The following is a 16711-nucleotide window of genomic DNA, read 5'->3' as shown; positions in this document are numbered from 1 at the left end:
GGAACACCGAAGTTGCCGGCTTGCACCGCCGCTGCCATGGCGCGCCTTAGAACCGGAAGGCCTACTCCACCGTCACCGACTTGGCCAAGTTGCGCGGCTGGTCGACGTCGGTGCCCATGAACACCGCCGTGTAGTAGGCCAGAAGCTGGATCGGCAGCGCGTAGACGATGGGCGAGATGATTTCCGGCACGTCCGGCAGGATGATGGTGTCCATCGTCTCGACCGTGGCGTTGGCCGCGCCCTTCTCGTCGGTGATCAGGATGATCCTGCCGCCGCGCGCTGCCACTTCCTGCATGTTGGAGACGGTCTTTTCGAAGATGCGGTCGTGCGGGGCGATGACGATCACCGGCATGGTCTCGTCGATCAGCGCGATCGGGCCGTGCTTCAGCTCGCCCGCCGCATAGCCTTCGGCGTGGATGTAGGAGATTTCCTTGAGCTTCAGCGCCCCTTCCATGGCCAGCGGATAGTTGGTGTCGCGGCCGAGATAGAGCACGTGCTTGTAGTGCGACAGCTCGCGCGCCAGCTTCTCGATCTGGCGTTCCACCTTCTGAAGAACCTGGTTGGTGTAGCGCGGCGTTTCCGAAAGGGCACGCACCAGCGCCTTCTCCTCCTCGGCGGAAACCGTGCCGCGCGCCGAGGCGGCACGCACGGCCAGCGACGCCAGAACCGAAAGCTGGCAGGTGAAGGCCTTGGTGGAGGCGACGCCGATTTCCGGGCCCGCCAGTGTCGGCAGCACCACGTCCGACTCGCGGGCAATGGTCGATTCGCGCACATTGACGACCGCGCCGATGGTCATGCCGGCTTTGCGGCAATAGCGCAGCGAAGCCAGCGTGTCGGCCGTCTCGCCCGACTGCGAGATGAACAGCGCGGCGTCGCGCGGCGACAGCGGCATCTCGCGATAGCGGAATTCGGAAGCGATATCGATGTCCACCGGCAGGCGGGCATAGCGCTCGAACCAGTATTTACCGATCAGGCCGGCAAGATAGGCCGTGCCGCAAGCCGAGATGGCGAGGCGGTCGATGGCGGCGAAATCGAACGGCATGTCGAGCTTCTTGGTCGCGCCGCCGGCGAAGTCGAGATAGTGGGCGAGCGTGTGCGAAATGACCTCCGGCTGCTCATGGATCTCCTTCTCCATGAAGTGGCGGTGGTTGCCCTTGTCGACCAGATAGGAGGTGCCGAGCGACTGCTGGCGGCGACGCTCGACCGCATTGCCGTCGATGTCGAAGATCGACACGCCGCCATGGCGCACCACGGCCCAGTCGCCGTCCTCCAGATAGGTGATGGAGTTGGTGAAGGGGGCCAGCGCAATGGCGTCGGAGCCGAGGAACATCTCGCCCTCGCCATGGCCGACGGCCAGCGGCGGGCCGTTGCGGGCGCCGACGATCAGGCCCTCCTCATCCTTGAACATGACGGCCAGCGCAAAGGCGCCCTGCAGGCGCTTCAGCGCGGCATGGGCGGCCTCGATGGGCGCGGCGCCACGCGCCAGTTCGCGCGCGACCAGATGGGCGACCACTTCGGTGTCGGTCTGGGAGGTGAATTCATAGCCGTCGGCGGCAAGTTCGTCGCGCAGCTCGGCGAAATTCTCGATGATGCCGTTGTGGACCACGGCCACGCCGCCGGAGAAATGCGGATGGGCGTTGGTTTCGTTCGGCACGCCATGGGTGGCCCAGCGGGTGTGGCCGATGCCGATGGTGCCCGACAGCGGCTCGTGCTTCAGGCGGCTTTCCAGGTTGACCAGCTTGCCCTCGGCACGGCGACGGGCCAGCTTGCCATCCTCGATGGTGGCGACGCCGGCCGAATCATAGCCGCGATACTCCAGCCGCTTCAGCGCGTCGACGATGAGCGGCGCGACCGGCGTCCGGCCCACGATTGCCACGATTCCACACATGCCTGCCTTACCCTTGTCCTGGACGATCCCAGCCGCTGCCTAGATAGAGCGACCGCAAACCGAAAATCAAATTGCGTTTCGCCGCGTAGCACGCCGTCGGTCAACCCCTACTTCTTGCCGGCGGCGTCGGCCCGCAATGCCCGCAGCGCGCGTGCCCTTTCCGGCAGCGTCTTCTGGCGAGCCCGGCCGAAGGCCAGCGCATCGTCCGGCACGTTTTCGGTGATGACCGAGCCGGAGGCGACATAGGCGCCGTTGCCGATGGAGATCGGCGCGACCAGCGCCGAGTTGGACCCGATGAAGGCGCCCTCGCCGATTTCGGTGAGGAATTTCGAGTAGCCGTCATAGTTGCAGGTGATGGTGCCGGCACCGATATTGGCTCCGGCGCCGATATGAGCGTCGCCGATATAGGTCAGGTGATTGACCTTGGCGCCCTTCTCCACCACCGCCTTCTTCACCTCGCAGAAATTGCCGACCTTGGCCTTCTCCTTGAGGTCCGTGCCCGGCCGCAGCCGGGCGAAGGGGCCGACCTCCGCACCGCAAGCCACTTTCGCGCCTTCCAGATGGCTGAAGGCGCGGATGGTCGCGCCGGAAGCCACATGGACGCCCGGCCCGAACCAGACGTTGGGCTCGACCAGCGCATCGGCCTCGATCAAGGTGTCATGGGAGAAGAACACGGTGTCGGGCGCAATCAGCGTCACGCCGGCCATCATGAAATCGCGGCGGCGGCGCTTCTGCCAGATGGCCTCGGCTTCGGCCAGTTCGGCGCGGTTGTTGATGCCCAGCGCGTTCTCGAAGCTCGCCTCGGTGGCAACGACATCGAGCCCCTTCCTGCCGGCAATCTCGACGATGTCGGTAAGGTAGTATTCGCCCTTGGCATTGGCGTTGCCGACGGCCTCCAGCAGTTCCAGCGCATGGGCACCGGCGATCGCCATCAGGCCGCTGTTGCAGAAGGTGATGCGGCGCTCCTCCTCGCTGGCATCCTTGTCCTCGCGAATGGCGACCAGCCGGCCGTCCCTTTCGATGAGGCGGCCATAGCCGGCGGGATTGTCGGTGCGGAAGCCGAGCACGACGACCGCAGCCCCTTCCGCCAGCCGGATGCGGGCCATGGTCAGCGCATCGGCATCGATCAAAGGGGTGTCGCCGAACATGACGAGCACGTCGTCATGGCCGCGCTCGATGGCCGGGCGCGCGACCAGCACCGCATGGGCGGTGCCGAGGCGTTCCTTCTGTTCAAAGATTTCGGCCTCCGGCGCAAAGCCCTCGGCGGCGGCGCGCAGCTTTTCGCCGCCATGGCCGACCACCAGCGCCAGATCGCCGGCGCCGGCTCCCTGGGCGGCGCGCGCGACATGGGCCACCAGCGGCAGGCCGGCAATTTTGTGGAGCACTTTGGGCAGGGCGCTTTTCATCCGCGTGCCTTCGCCGGCAGCAAGGATGATCGAAAGACAGGTTCGCTGGCTCATCAAGGATATAACCACATGCTGGGTTGCAAAGGACGAGGCTATGTAGCACCGCCCTCTTGCTGAACCAATGCGGTTAAATTCAGGTATGGGCAGGAATTATCCCAGTCGCCCGAGGACCGGGAACGTCTCCAGCAGCCAGAACGCCACGGTCTGGACGCCGCCGGTGAGGAAGAAGACGCCGGCGATGACGAGCAGCCCTCCGATCACCTTTTCCACCCGGCCGAGATGCACCCGGAAACGGCCGAGAAAGCGCATGAAGGCGCCCGAAAACAGCGCCGCGATCAGGAACGGAATGCCGAGGCCGAGCGAATAGGCCCCCAGAAGCAGAGCCCCCTCGCCCACGGTCTCGCGCCCGCCGGCAAGGGTGAGGATCGGCCCCAGCACCGGGCCGATGCATGGCGTCCAGCCGAAGGCGAAGGCCAGCCCCATGACGTATGCGGCGACTGCGCTGGCCGGCTTGCCCTGGCTCTGGAAGCGCGCCTCGCGCGACAAGAGCGGGATGCGGATCAGGCCGAGGAAGTTCAGGCCCATGATGATGATGAGGATGCCGGCGGCGAAGGCCAGCGGCTCCTGCCAGACCCGGAGCAGGCGGCCGATGGTGGAAGCGCCCGCGCCGAGCGCCACGAACACGGTGGAGAAGCCCAGCACGAAGGCAAGCGACGCCGCCACCAGAGGCGCCCGCGCGCCAGTCTTGGCGGTGGCAGCGGCCTCGCCGCGAAAATCGTCGACCGACACGCCTGCCATGTAGCAGAGATAAGGCGGCACCAGCGGCAGCACGCAGGGCGACAGGAACGACAGTGCCCCTGCCCCGACCGCGCTTACATATCCGATGTCCAGTGCCATGCCTGCTTCCCTGTCCGGTGCCGCGCCTATAGCCCCCAAGGGGCAGGCCCACCAATCACCATTTCGTGGCTGGCCGCCTTGGCCGGCCGGGGACAGTCTACACACGCACGGACAAAGAAGGGTGCGACCCGATTTCGCAGGCCTAGAGCATTTCAGGTTATGCCGGAATAGCCGCTCACCCTTAACCTCTCCCCGCAAGCGGGGAGAGGGAGAACATCGGCGTTGCGGCCATATTCCTTCTCCCCGTTCACGGGAAGAAGGTCCCGACAGGGGGATGAGGGGCGATTCAGCCCGAACCTGAACGACGCTATCCTTCCGGACTTCGTTTCGGCCGATTCCGAATTCAGGATCGATTTGCCTTAAGGCCCTTCGAGAGGGCCGGCTTGCGATTCCAGCGACCTCGCCGCGTCACCCCGCGATAAGGGGGCCAGTCAGCCGTGCCGGAGATCCTTGTGCTTGGGCTGATGCGAGGTTGCCGGGCGATCACCGCGAATTATGTCGCTGACCTCCACATAGGCCATTTCGATGAGGTAGGTGAGCATGTCGCACCGCTCCGCCTCCGCCATGGCGCGCAACTGGCCGAGCATGGACTGAAGATAATCAAGGGTTTCGGTTCGACGCTTGTTGTATGTATGGCGCATCGACATTCATCCTCCCCCAGCGAGCGAGTAAATCCACAGCGCTCGCTTGCCTGCGGATTCATCGAAAATCCTGCCAGGTTGCCGAGAACCATTCTAAGCCAACTCTATTATAAAGTGCAACATTGATTTTCAATCATCTCTAGGTTGCATGAAGCCGAGGCCGCCTGTTCGCGCTGCCTCTTGACCCGGCGCGAAAGCACGGCCATTTGACGGTACCTGAAGATTTTTCGTCGCGGCCGAGAAACACCTCTCCCGCCGCAGACCCAGCATACACGGTAAATATGGACGTCGTCGTCGTCGAATCGCCTGCCAAGGCGAAGACAATCAACAAATACCTGGGGCGCAACTACAAGGTTCTGGCCTCGTTCGGCCATGTCCGCGACCTGCCGGCCAAGGACGGCTCGGTGCGTCCCGACGAGGACTTCGCCATGTCGTGGTCGGTCGACGGCGCTTCCGCCAAGCGCCTCGCCGACATCGCCAACGCCGTGAAGGACGCCGACGGGCTGATCCTCGCAACCGACCCGGATCGCGAGGGCGAAGCCATTTCCTGGCACGTGCTGGAGGTTCTGCGCGCCAAGCGGGCGCTGAAGGACAAGCCGGTCAGCCGCGTCGTCTTCAACGCCATCACCAAGCAATCGGTGCTGGACGCGATGGCCAATCCGCGCCAGATCGACGCACCGCTGGTCGACGCCTATCTGGCGCGCCGCGCGCTCGACTATCTGGTCGGCTTCACGCTCTCGCCGGTCTTGTGGCGCAAGCTGCCGGGCGCCCGCTCGGCAGGCCGCGTGCAGTCGGTGGCGTTGCGCCTCGTCTGCGACCGCGAGGCCGAGATCGAGCGCTTCGTGCGCGAGGAATACTGGAACATCGCCGCCGTCCTCGGCACCCCGCGCAAGGACAGCTTCGAAGCGCGGCTGACCGCCTATGAGGGCAAGAAGCTCCAGAAGCTCGACATCAAGAACAAGGAACAGGCCGACGGCATCAAGGCGATGCTGGAAGGGGCGAGCTTCCGCGCGCTTTCGGTGGAAGCCAAGCCGACCAGGCGCAATCCGGCTCCCCCCTTCACCACCTCGACCTTGCAGCAGGCGGCCTCGTCGCGGCTCGGCTTCTCGGCCAACCGCACCATGCAGGTCGCCCAGCGCCTCTATGAGGGCATGGACATAGGCGGCGAGACGGCCGGCCTCATCACCTATATGCGAACCGACGGCGTGCAGATGGCGCCGGAAGCGATCTCGGCCGCCCGCGCCGCCATCGGCAAGGAATTCGGCGACAAGTACCTGCCGGAGAAGCCGCGCTACTACACCACCAAGGCCAAGAACGCGCAGGAAGCCCACGAGGCGATCCGCCCGACCGACTTCTTCCGCACGCCGGCCTCGGTGCGGCAATATCTGGATGCGGACCAGGCACGTCTCTACGAGCTGGTCTGGAAGCGCGCCATCGCCAGCCAGATGAACGCCGCCGAGATCGAGCGCACCACGGTGGAGATCGAGGCAGTGAACGGGGCAAGGACGGCCGGCCTGCGCGCGGTGGGTTCCGTCATCCGCTTCGACGGCTTCATCGCCGCCTATACGGACCAGAAGGAGGAAGACTCCGAGGACGAGGACAACCGCCGCCTGCCCGAAATCCGCGAGGGCGAGCAGCTTGCGCGCGAAGCCATCCAGGCCACGCAGCACACGACCGAGCCGCCGCCGCGCTATTCGGAAGCCTCGCTGATCAAGAAGCTGGAAGAACTCGGCATCGGCCGTCCCTCGACCTATGCGGCGACGCTGAAGACGCTGGAAGACCGCGAATATGTCGCCATCGACAAGCGCCGGCTGATCCCGCAGGCCAAGGGCCGGCTGGTGACGGCCTTCCTCGAAAGCTTCTTCGAGAAATATGTCGAATACGACTTCACCGCCTCGCTGGAAGAGAAGCTGGACGAGATTTCAGACGGCAAGCTCGCCTGGAAGGATGTGCTGCGTGACTTCTGGAAGGATTTTTCCGCCTCGGTCGACGACATCAAGGAGTTGCGCGTTTCCGACGTGCTCGATGCGCTGAACGAGGAACTGGCACCGCTGGTGTTCCCGGCCCGCGAGGACGGTTCCGATCCGCGTGCCTGCCCCAAATGCGGCAGCGGCCAGTTGTCGCTCAAGCTGGGCAAATACGGCGCCTTCGTCGGCTGCTCGAACTATCCCGAATGCGGCTATACGCGCCAGCTCGGCGAGAACGGCAATGGCGAGGCGGACGCCGGCGGCCTCGAGAACGGCACCAGGGTGCTGGGCAAGGACCCGTATACGGAAGAGGAAATCACCCTGCGCACCGGGCGCTTCGGCCCTTATGTGCAGCGCGGCGACGGCAAGGAGGCCAAGCGCTCCAGCCTGCCGAAGGGCTGGTCGGCGGCGTCCGTCGACCACAAAAAGGCGCTGGCGCTGCTGGCGCTGCCCCGCGATGTCGGCAAGCATCCCGAAACGGGCAAGATGATCTCCGCCGGGCTCGGCCGCTACGGGCCGTTCGTGCTGCATGACGGCACCTATGCCAATGTGGAATCCATCGAGGACGTGTTCTCCATCGGCCTCAACCGCGCCGTGACGGTGCTGGCGGAAAAACAGTCCAAGGGCCGTGGCGCACGGGGCGGCGGCACGCCGGCCGCGCTCAAGGAACTGGGCGATCATCCAGACGGCGGCGGCAAGGTCACGGTGCGCGACGGGCGCTACGGGCCCTATGTCAATTTCGGCAAGGTCAACGCCACCCTGCCCAAGGGCAAGGATCCCCAGTCGGTCACGATGGAAGAGGCGCTGGCCCTGATCGCCGAACGGGAAGCGAAGGGCGGCGGCGCCAAGAAGCCGGCTCGCAAGGCGGCGGCGAAGAAAACCACCACGGCAAAGAAAACCGCTGGCACGAAGAAAACCCCGGCGAAGAAAACCGCCGCAAAGAAGGAATAGGCCCTTGGCGCGCGGGATTCTCCGGACGGCACCACGGCGATCCCCGCGCTGGCGATACGAGGCGCGGGGCGAAAGACCAGTATCGGCCCTCGCGCGACGAAATCCTGCGCTACATCGCCGAAAACCCGGATCGCTCCGGCAAGCGCGAGATCGCCAGAGCCTTTGCGCTGCGCGGCGAGGATCGCGCCTGGCTGAAGGACATCCTGCGCGACCTGCAGGACGAGGGCCTGCTGGAAAAGAAGCGCAAGAGATTGCAGCGCCCCGGCAACCTGCCGACCATCGCCGTTCTCGACATATTCGGCCGTGACGACGATGGCGGGCTGCTGGCCCGTCCGGCCGAACAGGACGACAACGGCACGCCGCCGACCGTGGTCATCCGCGCGCCGCGCGGCGGCCCTGTGCCCGGCATCGGCGACCGTGTGTTGGCCAAGACCTTCGCCACCGGCAATGACGAGGGTCCGGCCTATACGGCTCGCGTGATCAAGATATTCGAGAAGCGCTCGCAGGCGGTGCTCGGCATCTTCCGCACGCTCTCCGACGGCACCTTCCGCATCGAGCCGGTCGAGCGGCGCCAGCCGGAACTGATCGTCGACAAGGAATTCCGCAACGGCGCCAACAATGGCGACCTGGTCGAGGTCGAGCCGTCGCGCACGCCGCGCTACGGCCTGCCCAAGGCCAAGGTGATCGCGGTTCTCGGCTCGCCGCTCAATGAGAAGGCGATCTCCATGATCGCCATCCACGCCCACGACATCCCCCACATCTTCCCGCCCGAGGTGCTGGCCGAGACGCAGGCGCTCAAGCCGGTCACCCTGGAAGGGCGTGAAGACTGGCGCGACCTGCCGCTGATCACCATCGATCCGGCCGACGCCAAGGACCATGACGACGCCGTCTATGCCGAACCGGATACGGACGAGAAGAATCCCGGCGGCATGATCGTCACGGTCGCCATCGCCGACGTCGCTTCCTATGTGCGGCCGGGCACGGCGCTCGACCGCGAGGCGCTGAAACGCGGCAATTCAGTCTATTTCCCCGACCGGGTGGTGCCGATGCTTCCCGAGCGCATCTCCAACGATCTGTGCTCGCTGCGCGAAGGCGAGGACCGGCCGGCCATGGCGGTGCGCATGACGTTTTCGGCCGAGGGCCGCAAGATCCGCCACGCCTTCCACCGGGTGATGATGAAATCGGCGGCGAAGCTCGCCTATCCGCAAGCCCAGGCAGCCATCGACGGCATGCCGGACGAGAAGACCGCGCCGCTGCTCGACACGGTATTGAAGCCGCTGTGGCAAGCCTATGCCGTGCTGAAGCGCGGCCGCGACTCGCGCCAGCCGCTCGAGCTCGACCTGCCGGAACGCAAGATCCTGCTCAAGCAGGACGGCACCGTCGACCGCGTCATCGTGCCGGATCGCCTCGACGCCCACAAGCTGATCGAGGAGTTCATGATCCAGGCCAATGTGGCCGCGGCCGAGACGCTGGAAGGCAGGAAACAGCCGCTGATCTACCGGCTCCATGACGGCCCGACGCTCGCCAAGCAGGAGGCGCTGCGCGAATTCCTGCACAGCATCGGCCTGTCGCTGGCGCGCGGCGCGCAGATGCGGCCCTCGCAATTCAACGGCATATTGGCGCAGGTGCGCGACACCGACAGCGAAGCGCTCGTCAACGAAGTGGTTCTGCGTACCCAGAGCCAGGCCGAGTACGGGCCGGACAACATCGGCCATTTCGGCCTCAACCTGAAACGCTATGCGCATTTCACCTCGCCGATCCGGCGCTATGCCGACCTTACCGTGCACCGCGCGCTGATCGCGGCGCTCGGGCTGGGCGCGGGCGGCCTGACCCGCGACGAGGAGTCGCGGCTGGCCGAAACGGCGGCGCTCATCTCCACCGCCGAGCGTCGTGCCATGGCGGCGGAACGCGAAACCGTGGACCGGCTGATTGCCGCGCATCTGGCGGAACATATCGGCGACAGTTTCCAGGCCCGCATATCCGGTGTGGTGAAGGCGGGACTTTTTGTCCAATTGCCGCAATATGGCGCAGATGGTTTCATCCCGGTGTCATCCTTGGGTGGCGATTACTATATATATGACGAAACGGCACGATCGCTGTTTGGAGAACGAAGCGGGAAAGGCTACCAGCTCGCGGACAGCGTCGAGGTCCGTCTCGTCGAAGTGGCCCCGATGGCCGGTGCCATGCGCTTCGAAATGCTGAGCGAGCCCAAACCCCTGCCCGGTTCCACGCGGTCGTATCACAAGGCGAAAGGCCGCAACCGCGCCTTGAAGAATCGACCAGGCCCGCGTGGCAGGAGACGATGACATGACCACAGGCACCACCGAGCAACACGTATTCGGCGGCGAGCAGCAGGCGCGCCGGCCCGCCCGGCCCCTGGGCGAGGCGATCAAGCGCGGCCTGCTTGGGCGCTGCCCGAACTGTGGCGAGGGCAAGCTGTTCCGTGCCTATGTGAAATCCGTCGATGCCTGCTCCGTCTGCGGCGAGAAACTGAACCATCACCGCGCCGACGATCTGCCCGCCTATCTCGACATCGTGGTGGTGGGCCATATCGTCATCGCCGGCTTCATGGCGGTGGAAATGCGCTATGTGTGGCCGATGTGGCTCCACTTCGCCGTCTGGGTCCCCCTGACCCTCATTCTGGCCCTCATCATGCTCCAGCCGATCAAGGGCGCGGTGATCGGGCTGCAATGGGCGCTCTACATGCACGGTTTCGGCGGCGAACCCGACCATTTCGAACCCCATCCGGAGCTGTAGCTCAAGCATCGCCGGAACCGCCGGTGGCGCAATGCCAAATCCGAAAACGGCCCTTCCGTCATGCGCGGCTTTCGGCTAGGTCGGTTGCCATGCAAGGGATGACCAAAGCAGAAGTCGACAAGGTCGAAGGCGCCGAGATGGAAACGAAGGCGCCGCCGCTGCGCCCCCGCGACGCGGCGACACTTCTTCTGCTCGATCGGCAGGGCGACGAATTCCGGGTCCTTATGGGCCGGCGTCATTCCAGCCACGTGTTCATGCCGGGGAAATTCGTCTTTCCCGGCGGCCGTACCGACCCCAGCGACGGCCGCATCCCGGTGGCCGACGGCCTGCTGCCCGAGGAAGAGGCCAAGCTCACCTTGCGAGCCAGCCGCGCGACGCCGACCCGTGCCCGGGCCATCGCGCTGTCGGCGATCCGCGAGACTTATGAGGAAGCCGGCCTGCTGATCGGCAACAGGGGCGCCTTCGCCACCTCGAGGCCGGATTGGCAGGGCTTTGCCGAAAACGGCGTCATGCCCTCGCTCCGGGGCCTGCGCTTCGTGGCCCGCGCCATTACGCCGCCCGGCCGGGTGCGGCGCTTCGACACCCGCTTCCTGGCCGCGTGGCGCGACGACGTCGCCGTGGAACTGCCGCAGGGCGGGCCGACCAACGAACTGGAGGAACTGGTCTGGCTGCCGCTCGAAGAAGCCCGGCACGCCGATGTGCCGACCATCACGCGCACCATTTTGGGGGAGGTGCAGAAGCGTCTGGCCGACGATCCGGGGCTGCATCCCGGCGGGCCCGTGCCCTTCTATCGCATGCTCAACCACCGCTTCGTGCGCGATCTCCTCTGACCGGACCTACTGCGTTGCCACTCAACCGTTTCCTTCCGTCGACCATCCGCCGGACATTCACGTCATGCCGGACAACCGCACGATGACCGCAGAGGCGGAGGCCCGCGACGACGGGCACGTGCAATGGCTGCCGATGATCGCGGCAATCGCGGCGATCAGCGTCGTCGGCATCGCCATCGGGCTCGGCATGCCGCTGCTTTCCATAATCCTGGAAACCCGGGGCCATTCCGCGTCGATGATCGGCCTCAACACGGCCATCGCCGGCATCGCTTCCATCGTCGCCGCGCCGCTGGCCACGCCGCTCGCCACCCGCTTCGGCGTGGCATTGACGATGCTCGCCATGATCGCGATCGGGGCCCTGGCCTTTGTCGGCTTCTACTTCGCGCCGTTCTTCTGGATGTGGTTTCCGTTGCGCGCCCTGCTGCATCTGTCGCTGACGGTGTTGTTCATCCTTTCGGAGTTCTGGATCAGCACCTCGGCGCCGCCGCATCGGCGGGGCCTGGTTCTGGGCATCTACGCCACCGTGCTGTCGCTCGGGTTCGCGGCCGGCCCCTGGCTGTTCTCCAAGCTTGGAAGCGGCGGCTTTCTGCCATTCGGCACCACCGTTGCCCTGGTCGCGCTCGCGGCCATCCCGATCATCGCCGCGCGCCGCGAAAGCCCGCCGATCCATGTCGACGGAGAAACGAAAACCGGCTTCCTGCGCTACATCTGGCTGGTGCCGACGGCAACCGCGGCGGTTCTGGTGTTCGGCGCGGTGGAGACGGGCGGCTTCGCGCTGTTTCCGGTCTACGGCAACCGCATCGGCTATTCGGAAGCCGACGCCGCCCTGCTGCTCACCATGATCGGCCTCGGCAACGTGCTCATGCAGATTCCGATCGGCATGATCAGCGACAAGGTTTCGGACCGCCGCTACCTGCTGCTGCTGTGCGCCAGCGTCGGCCTCGTCGGCACCGCCTTCATGCCGCTGTTCGCCCAGAACTGGCACCTGATGGCCGGCCTCCTGTTCCTGTGGGGCGGCGTGGTGGCGGCCCTCTACACCGTCGGCCTTGCCCATCTCGGCTCGCAACTGTCCGGCCATGAGCTGGCCTCGGCCAATGCCGCCTTCGTGCTGTGCTACGGCATCGGCATGGTGCTCGGCCCCCAGGCCATCGGCATCGGCATGGACCTGTTCGGCCCGCCCGGTTTCGGCTGGTCGCTGGCCCTGTTCTTCGGCGCCTACATGACGCTCGCCATCGGGCGCATGCTGCTGCGATCACGCAGGTGACGAAGACCTCCACACTGCCGGCTGACGACGCATCGCGGCCATGGCATCCATTTGAACTCGGCCGGCATCTGCAAGATGTGCAGGAACCCTGGTGCATCGTCGGCGGTTGGGCGCTCGACCTGTGGCATGGCCGGCAAACGCGCGATCACGACGATATCGAGTTCTCCATCCTGCGCGGCGACGTGAATATCTTTCGCGACGCCCTCTCTCCCTTGCAGTTCTGCACGGCCGGGAGCGGAATGGTCGAGCACCTGCCGCCACATCAGCAACCACCGCCGCAGATCTTCCAGATATGGTGTCTGGACGCCGTCGAACGCTGCTGGCGCGCCGACATGATGCTCGAGACGGGCGACGCTGAACTATGGGTGTACAGGCGTGACGAGCGCATCCGCCGTCCCCGCCGGGGACGTCGTTGCGACCACGACGGACGGCCTGCACTATCTGAAGCCGGAAGTCGTCCTGTTGTTCAAGGCAAAGCATATGCGGGCGAAGGACGAGGCAGACTTTGCAAGCGCCCTGCCCCGGATGGAGACTTCCGAGCGGATATGGCTGAAGCAATGCCTCGACCTCGTTCATCCCGGCCATCCTTGGGCCGGAGCCCTGTCGTGCTGAATGGAGAAGGCAGCGCCCCCAATGATGGCCGTCGGGGGTTGCGTTCCGGCCGTTTTCCTATATAGACGCCCCCAATCTGCCGGTCCCGATTGGGGGCTGAACGGAGGGCCGTGGGCTTTTTGCAAGCCTTCGACAGGAAGCCTGAAGTGCTTCTGCCTCCCGTGTCTCCGCTCTCGACCGTCTCGTCCATGCTCCTTTCTTCCCCGTTTCCGGGTCAAGAGAAGTTGCAGAGGCTCTAGCCGTCGGGAACCGGGAGAGAAACGAAGAAAGGCAAGACAATGGCTCTTTACGAACATGTGTTTCTTGCCCGGCAGGATTTGTCGCAGCAGCAGGTCGATGAGCTCGTTGAACGTTTCAAGGGCATCATCTCCGAAGGCGGCGGCTCGGTTGGCCGGGTCGAGAACTGGGGACTGAAGTCCCTCACCTACCGGATCAAGAAGAACCGGAAGGCTTACTACACGCTGATGGACCTCACCTGCCCGCCCGCGGCTCTCAACGAGCTGGAGCGCCAGATGGGCCTGTCGGAAGACATCCTGCGCTTCATGACCATCAAGGTCGAGCAGCACGAGGAAGGCGCGTCGGCCATGATGCAGAAGCGCGAGGAGCGCTCCGAGCGTGGCAATTTCGGCGACCGTCCGCGCTTCGGCGACCGTGATCGTGGCGATCGCGGCGGCGACCGCGACCGTGGTGATCGGGGCCCGCGCCGTCCGCGCGAAGGCGAAGGAGAGTAATCGATGGTCGATATCAACCAGATCCCGACCCGGCGTCCGTTCCATCGCCGCCGCAAGACCTGCCCGTTCTCCGGCGCCAACGCCCCGAAGATCGACTACAAGGACGTGCGTCTGCTGCAGCGCTACATTTCCGAGCGCGGCAAGATCGTGCCTTCGCGCATCACCGCCGTCAGCCAGAAGAAGCAGCGTGAGCTCGCCAAGGCGATCAAGCGCGCCCGCTTCCTCGGCCTGCTGCCCTATCTGGTGCGCTAAAAATTTCCGGAGCGGGCGGCTTGCCGTCCGCTCCGCCCAGCCGTGACGGGCACGGTTGAGGCCATATGCAAATCCCGGGTTGGGGCCGCCTCGTCGTCCCCTAACTGCCTCGGACAGGCAGGACAGCGAACAGGGCGCACCGCGCCATCGACCTTTCCTGACTGTCCCTTTCGAATCGGCCCCATGGCCGACTGTTTGTTTTTGCCGCATTTATGCGACGCCAAATGTTTCCATTTGGCTGCAAAATGCTCAAGGGTCTGAAAGGACAAGAACATGGAAGTCATCCTTCTCGAACGCATCGCGCGCCTCGGCCAGATGGGCGACACCGTCAAGGTCAAGGACGGTTTCGCGCGCAATTTCCTCCTGCCGAAGGGCAAGGCCCTGCGCGCCAACGAGGGCAACAAGAAGAAGTTCGAAGCCCAGCGCGCCCAGCTTGAGGCCCGCAACCTGGAGCGCAAGTCCGAAGCCCAGGCGATCGCCGAGAAGCTCGACGGCACCAGCTTCATCGTCGTGCGCTCCGCCGGCGAGACCGGCCAGCTCTACGGTTCGGTGTCGACCCGCGACATCGCCGACTTCCTGGCGGCCGAAGGCTTCAACGTCGCCCGCAACCAGGTCGAGCTGAACCACCCGATCAAGACCATCGGCCTCACCAACATCGCCATCGCGCTGCACCCGGAAGTCGAGGTCACCATCACCCTCAACATCGCCCGTTCGACCGACGAGGCCGAGCGTCAGGCCCGCGGCGAGACGCTGACCACCGCCGAGGCGATCTATGGCGAGGACATCAACGAGAACGCCCGTCCGGACAATTTCTTCGATCCGAACGCCGAGATCGAGGAAGGCGAGGAAGAGGCGTAAGCCTCGGCCTCAGCCTTTTCTGGACCAAGAACCCGGGCCTTGCCCGGGTTTTTTTATGCCAGATGAGAACTTTTCAAACCGGCCGCAATTTTGCAAGATTGCACTCCAGTGCTGTCTTGGACCGTTTCACCGTTCCACGGAAGCGATGAAGCCGTCCAACTCTTTGGCAAAGGACAATCCCGGATTCGCCCTCCCGGCATCCGGAATTGCGCAGGAAGAGGCTGGCGATGAACATTCTGCTGCAACGGATAATCGACAAGGTCGTCCACACCGGGAACCTAACGGTGACCGGTCCGGGCGGCGCGACACGAACCTTTGGCGACGGCACCGGCGACAAGGTGCATATCGTCATCCACACCAGACGGGCCGAACGCGCCATCGCATTGCATCCGTCGCTGGCGATTCCCGAGGCCTTCATGGAACAGGAACTCGACTTCGTCGAAGGCGACGTGCTGAGCTTCCTCTATCTCGTCTATCGCAATGTCGGCATAACCTGGACCGATTCGAACTGGGGCAAGCTGCTCAACACCGCGCGCCTCGCCTTCCGGCCCCTGCAGCAGCTCAACACCCACCGCCGGTCGAAGCGGAATGTCGAGCATCACTACGATCTGTCGGGCGAGCTCTACAAGCTCTTCCTCGACGACGACATGCAGTATTCCTGCGCCTATTTCGAACGGCCGGACATGTCGCTCGACGAGGCGCAACTGGCCAAGAAGCGGCACATCGCCGCCAAGCTGCGCATCAAGCCGGGCCAGACCGTGCTCGACATCGGCTGCGGCTGGGGCGGCCTTGGCCTCTATATCGCCAAGACCTTCGAGGCCGACGTGCTCGGCGTCACCCTCTCCAGCGAGCAGCATCAGGTGGCCACCGAGCGCGCGCAGGCCGAAGGGCTCGACAGTCACGTCCATTTCGAGATCCGCGATTATCGCGACCTGTCGGAGCGCTTCGACCGCATCGTGTCGGTCGGCATGTTCGAGCATGTCGGCATCACCCAGTACCAGACATTCTTCGACAAATGCGCCACGCTCCTGAAGCCGGACGGCGTGATGCTTTTGCACACGATCGGCCGCACCGCGCCGCCGACCACCACCAACGCCTTCATCCGCAAGCATATTTTCCCCGGCGGCTACATACCCGCCCTGTCGGAGATCATGCCGGCCATCGAGAAATCCGGGCTCGCAATCACCGATGTCGAGATCCTGCGGCTGCACTATGCCGAGACGCTCAAGCACTGGCGCGAGCGCTTCCTCGCCAACCGCGACAAGGTCAAGGCGATCTATGACGAGCGCTTCTGCCGCATGTGGGAGTTCTACCTGTCGGGCTCGGAGGCCTCGTTCCGCTGGCAGGACCTGGTGAATTTCCAGATCCAGCTCACCCGCAAGAACGACGCGCTGCCGATCACCCGCGACTACATCTCCAAATGCGAGAAGGCGCTGGAAATGCACGAAAGGGCGCATGGCAGGGAGATCGCGGCCGACAAGCCGGCGCAGAAGAAAGCTGCGCCGTCACGCAACAGGAAGATCACCGGGAAGTCGTAAGGCACCTCCGCACCGTTCGCTTCTTGGCATGGGACGGTGGCCTTTCCGGGCCCGTGAACAGGTCACGGCATGGATTCCCGACACTTTGCGCTCCCTGCGGTCGCTTCAAGGTGGGGAAT

General features: G+C 64.8%; 14 protein-coding genes and 1 pseudogene. 11 read left to right on the top strand and 4 right to left on the bottom strand.

The window, feature by feature from the left end:
* Positions 1 to 61 precede the first annotated feature (61 nt).
* From glmS to ACVCNR_RS15905, 4 genes are all read right to left on the bottom strand, one after another.
* Complete coding sequence (gene glmS, locus ACVCNR_RS15920; protein ID WP_354192720.1) at positions 62 to 1888, bottom strand: glutamine--fructose-6-phosphate transaminase (isomerizing); 1827 nt, start codon at positions 1886 to 1888, stop codon at positions 62 to 64.
* 107 nt (positions 1889 to 1995) lie between these two features.
* A complete protein-coding gene (gene glmU, locus ACVCNR_RS15915; RefSeq protein ID WP_447075446.1) occupies positions 1996 to 3348 on the bottom strand; it encodes a bifunctional UDP-N-acetylglucosamine diphosphorylase/glucosamine-1-phosphate N-acetyltransferase GlmU in 1353 nt (450 codons plus the stop codon).
* A gap of 96 nt (positions 3349 to 3444) precedes the next feature.
* On the bottom strand, positions 3445 to 4191 hold the full coding sequence (locus tag ACVCNR_RS15910; protein ID WP_354192723.1) for a cytochrome c biogenesis CcdA family protein: 747 nt from the start codon (positions 4189 to 4191) through the stop codon (positions 3445 to 3447).
* Between the two features lie 431 nt (positions 4192 to 4622).
* The gene (locus ACVCNR_RS15905; protein ID WP_354192724.1) at positions 4623 to 4832 is read right to left on the bottom strand and encodes a hypothetical protein; all 210 of its coding nucleotides are present in this window, start codon (positions 4830 to 4832) and stop codon (positions 4623 to 4625) included.
* A gap of 281 nt (positions 4833 to 5113) precedes the next feature.
* Here ACVCNR_RS15905 and topA point away from each other — a divergent pair, with 281 nt between their 5' ends.
* From topA to ACVCNR_RS15850, 11 genes and pseudogenes are all read left to right on the top strand, one after another.
* On the top strand, positions 5114 to 7750 hold the full coding sequence (gene topA, locus ACVCNR_RS15900) for a type I DNA topoisomerase (RefSeq protein WP_447075445.1): 2637 nt from the start codon (positions 5114 to 5116) through the stop codon (positions 7748 to 7750).
* A complete protein-coding gene (gene rnr, locus ACVCNR_RS15895; protein ID WP_447075715.1) occupies positions 7747 to 10056 on the top strand; it encodes a ribonuclease R in 2310 nt (769 codons plus the stop codon). The genes topA and rnr overlap by 4 nt, the downstream gene beginning before the upstream one ends.
* A gap of 1 nt (position 10057) precedes the next feature.
* Positions 10058 to 10507, top strand: a complete 450-nt coding sequence (locus ACVCNR_RS15890) for a DUF983 domain-containing protein (RefSeq protein ID WP_354192727.1) — start codon at positions 10058 to 10060, stop codon at positions 10505 to 10507.
* 89 nt (positions 10508 to 10596) lie between these two features.
* On the top strand, positions 10597 to 11337 hold the full coding sequence (locus ACVCNR_RS15885; protein ID WP_447075444.1) for an NUDIX hydrolase: 741 nt from the start codon (positions 10597 to 10599) through the stop codon (positions 11335 to 11337).
* 82 nt (positions 11338 to 11419) lie between these two features.
* Positions 11420 to 12601, top strand: coding sequence for an MFS transporter (locus tag ACVCNR_RS15880; RefSeq protein ID WP_354193048.1), 1182 nt, complete (start codon positions 11420 to 11422; stop codon positions 12599 to 12601).
* A pseudogene (locus ACVCNR_RS15875) lies at positions 12598 to 12732 on the top strand (amino acid transporter); the annotation flags it as partial. The gene ACVCNR_RS15880 and the pseudogene ACVCNR_RS15875, both read left to right, overlap by 4 nt.
* Positions 12733 to 12976: 244 nt before the next feature.
* The gene (locus ACVCNR_RS15870) at positions 12977 to 13213 is read left to right on the top strand and encodes a hypothetical protein (protein WP_447075728.1); all 237 of its coding nucleotides are present in this window, start codon (positions 12977 to 12979) and stop codon (positions 13211 to 13213) included.
* 278 nt (positions 13214 to 13491) lie between these two features.
* On the top strand, positions 13492 to 13944 hold the full coding sequence (rpsF, locus tag ACVCNR_RS15865) for a 30S ribosomal protein S6 (protein WP_354192731.1): 453 nt from the start codon (positions 13492 to 13494) through the stop codon (positions 13942 to 13944).
* A gap of 3 nt (positions 13945 to 13947) precedes the next feature.
* Positions 13948 to 14196 carry a 30S ribosomal protein S18 gene (gene rpsR / locus ACVCNR_RS15860; RefSeq protein WP_035025637.1) on the top strand — a complete coding sequence of 83 codons (249 nt, stop codon included), beginning with the start codon at positions 13948 to 13950 and terminating at the stop codon, positions 14194 to 14196.
* A gap of 273 nt (positions 14197 to 14469) precedes the next feature.
* Positions 14470 to 15054, top strand: coding sequence for a 50S ribosomal protein L9 (gene rplI / locus ACVCNR_RS15855; protein WP_354192732.1), 585 nt, complete (start codon positions 14470 to 14472; stop codon positions 15052 to 15054).
* A 227-nt stretch (positions 15055 to 15281) separates the two neighbouring features.
* Entirely contained in the window at positions 15282 to 16592 is a 1311-nt protein-coding gene (locus ACVCNR_RS15850; RefSeq protein WP_447075443.1) for a cyclopropane fatty acid synthase, read from the top strand.
* Positions 16593 to 16711: the final 119 nt, after the last annotated feature.

Source organism: Aquamicrobium terrae (assembly GCF_052978165.1).
The sequence above is the reverse complement of the archived record's forward strand: the minus strand, read 5'-3'. Positions and strand labels throughout refer to the sequence as shown.

Excerpts from the sequence above, each read along its gene's own strand:
- glmS (WP_354192720.1), bottom strand. The coding sequence starts at position 1,888 with ATGTGTGGAATCGTGGCAATCGTGGGCCGGACGCCGGTCGCGCCGCTC.
- rpsF (WP_354192731.1), top strand. The coding sequence starts at position 13,492 with ATGGCTCTTTACGAACATGTGTTTCTTGCCCGGCAGGATTTGTCGCAG.
- topA (WP_447075445.1), top strand. The coding sequence starts at position 5,114 with ATGGACGTCGTCGTCGTCGAATCGCCTGCCAAGGCGAAGACAATCAAC.
- glmU (WP_447075446.1), bottom strand. The coding sequence starts at position 3,348 with ATGAGCCAGCGAACCTGTCTTTCGATCATCCTTGCTGCCGGCGAAGGC.
- ACVCNR_RS15880 (WP_354193048.1), top strand. The coding sequence starts at position 11,420 with ATGACCGCAGAGGCGGAGGCCCGCGACGACGGGCACGTGCAATGGCTG.
- ACVCNR_RS15890 (WP_354192727.1), top strand. The coding sequence starts at position 10,058 with ATGACCACAGGCACCACCGAGCAACACGTATTCGGCGGCGAGCAGCAG.
- ACVCNR_RS15885 (WP_447075444.1), top strand. The coding sequence starts at position 10,597 with ATGCAAGGGATGACCAAAGCAGAAGTCGACAAGGTCGAAGGCGCCGAG.
- ACVCNR_RS15905 (WP_354192724.1), bottom strand. The coding sequence starts at position 4,832 with ATGCGCCATACATACAACAAGCGTCGAACCGAAACCCTTGATTATCTT.
- rplI (WP_354192732.1), top strand. The coding sequence starts at position 14,470 with ATGGAAGTCATCCTTCTCGAACGCATCGCGCGCCTCGGCCAGATGGGC.
- rpsR (WP_035025637.1), top strand. The coding sequence starts at position 13,948 with ATGGTCGATATCAACCAGATCCCGACCCGGCGTCCGTTCCATCGCCGC.
- ACVCNR_RS15910 (WP_354192723.1), bottom strand. The coding sequence starts at position 4,191 with ATGGCACTGGACATCGGATATGTAAGCGCGGTCGGGGCAGGGGCACTG.
- ACVCNR_RS15850 (WP_447075443.1), top strand. The coding sequence starts at position 15,282 with ATGAACATTCTGCTGCAACGGATAATCGACAAGGTCGTCCACACCGGG.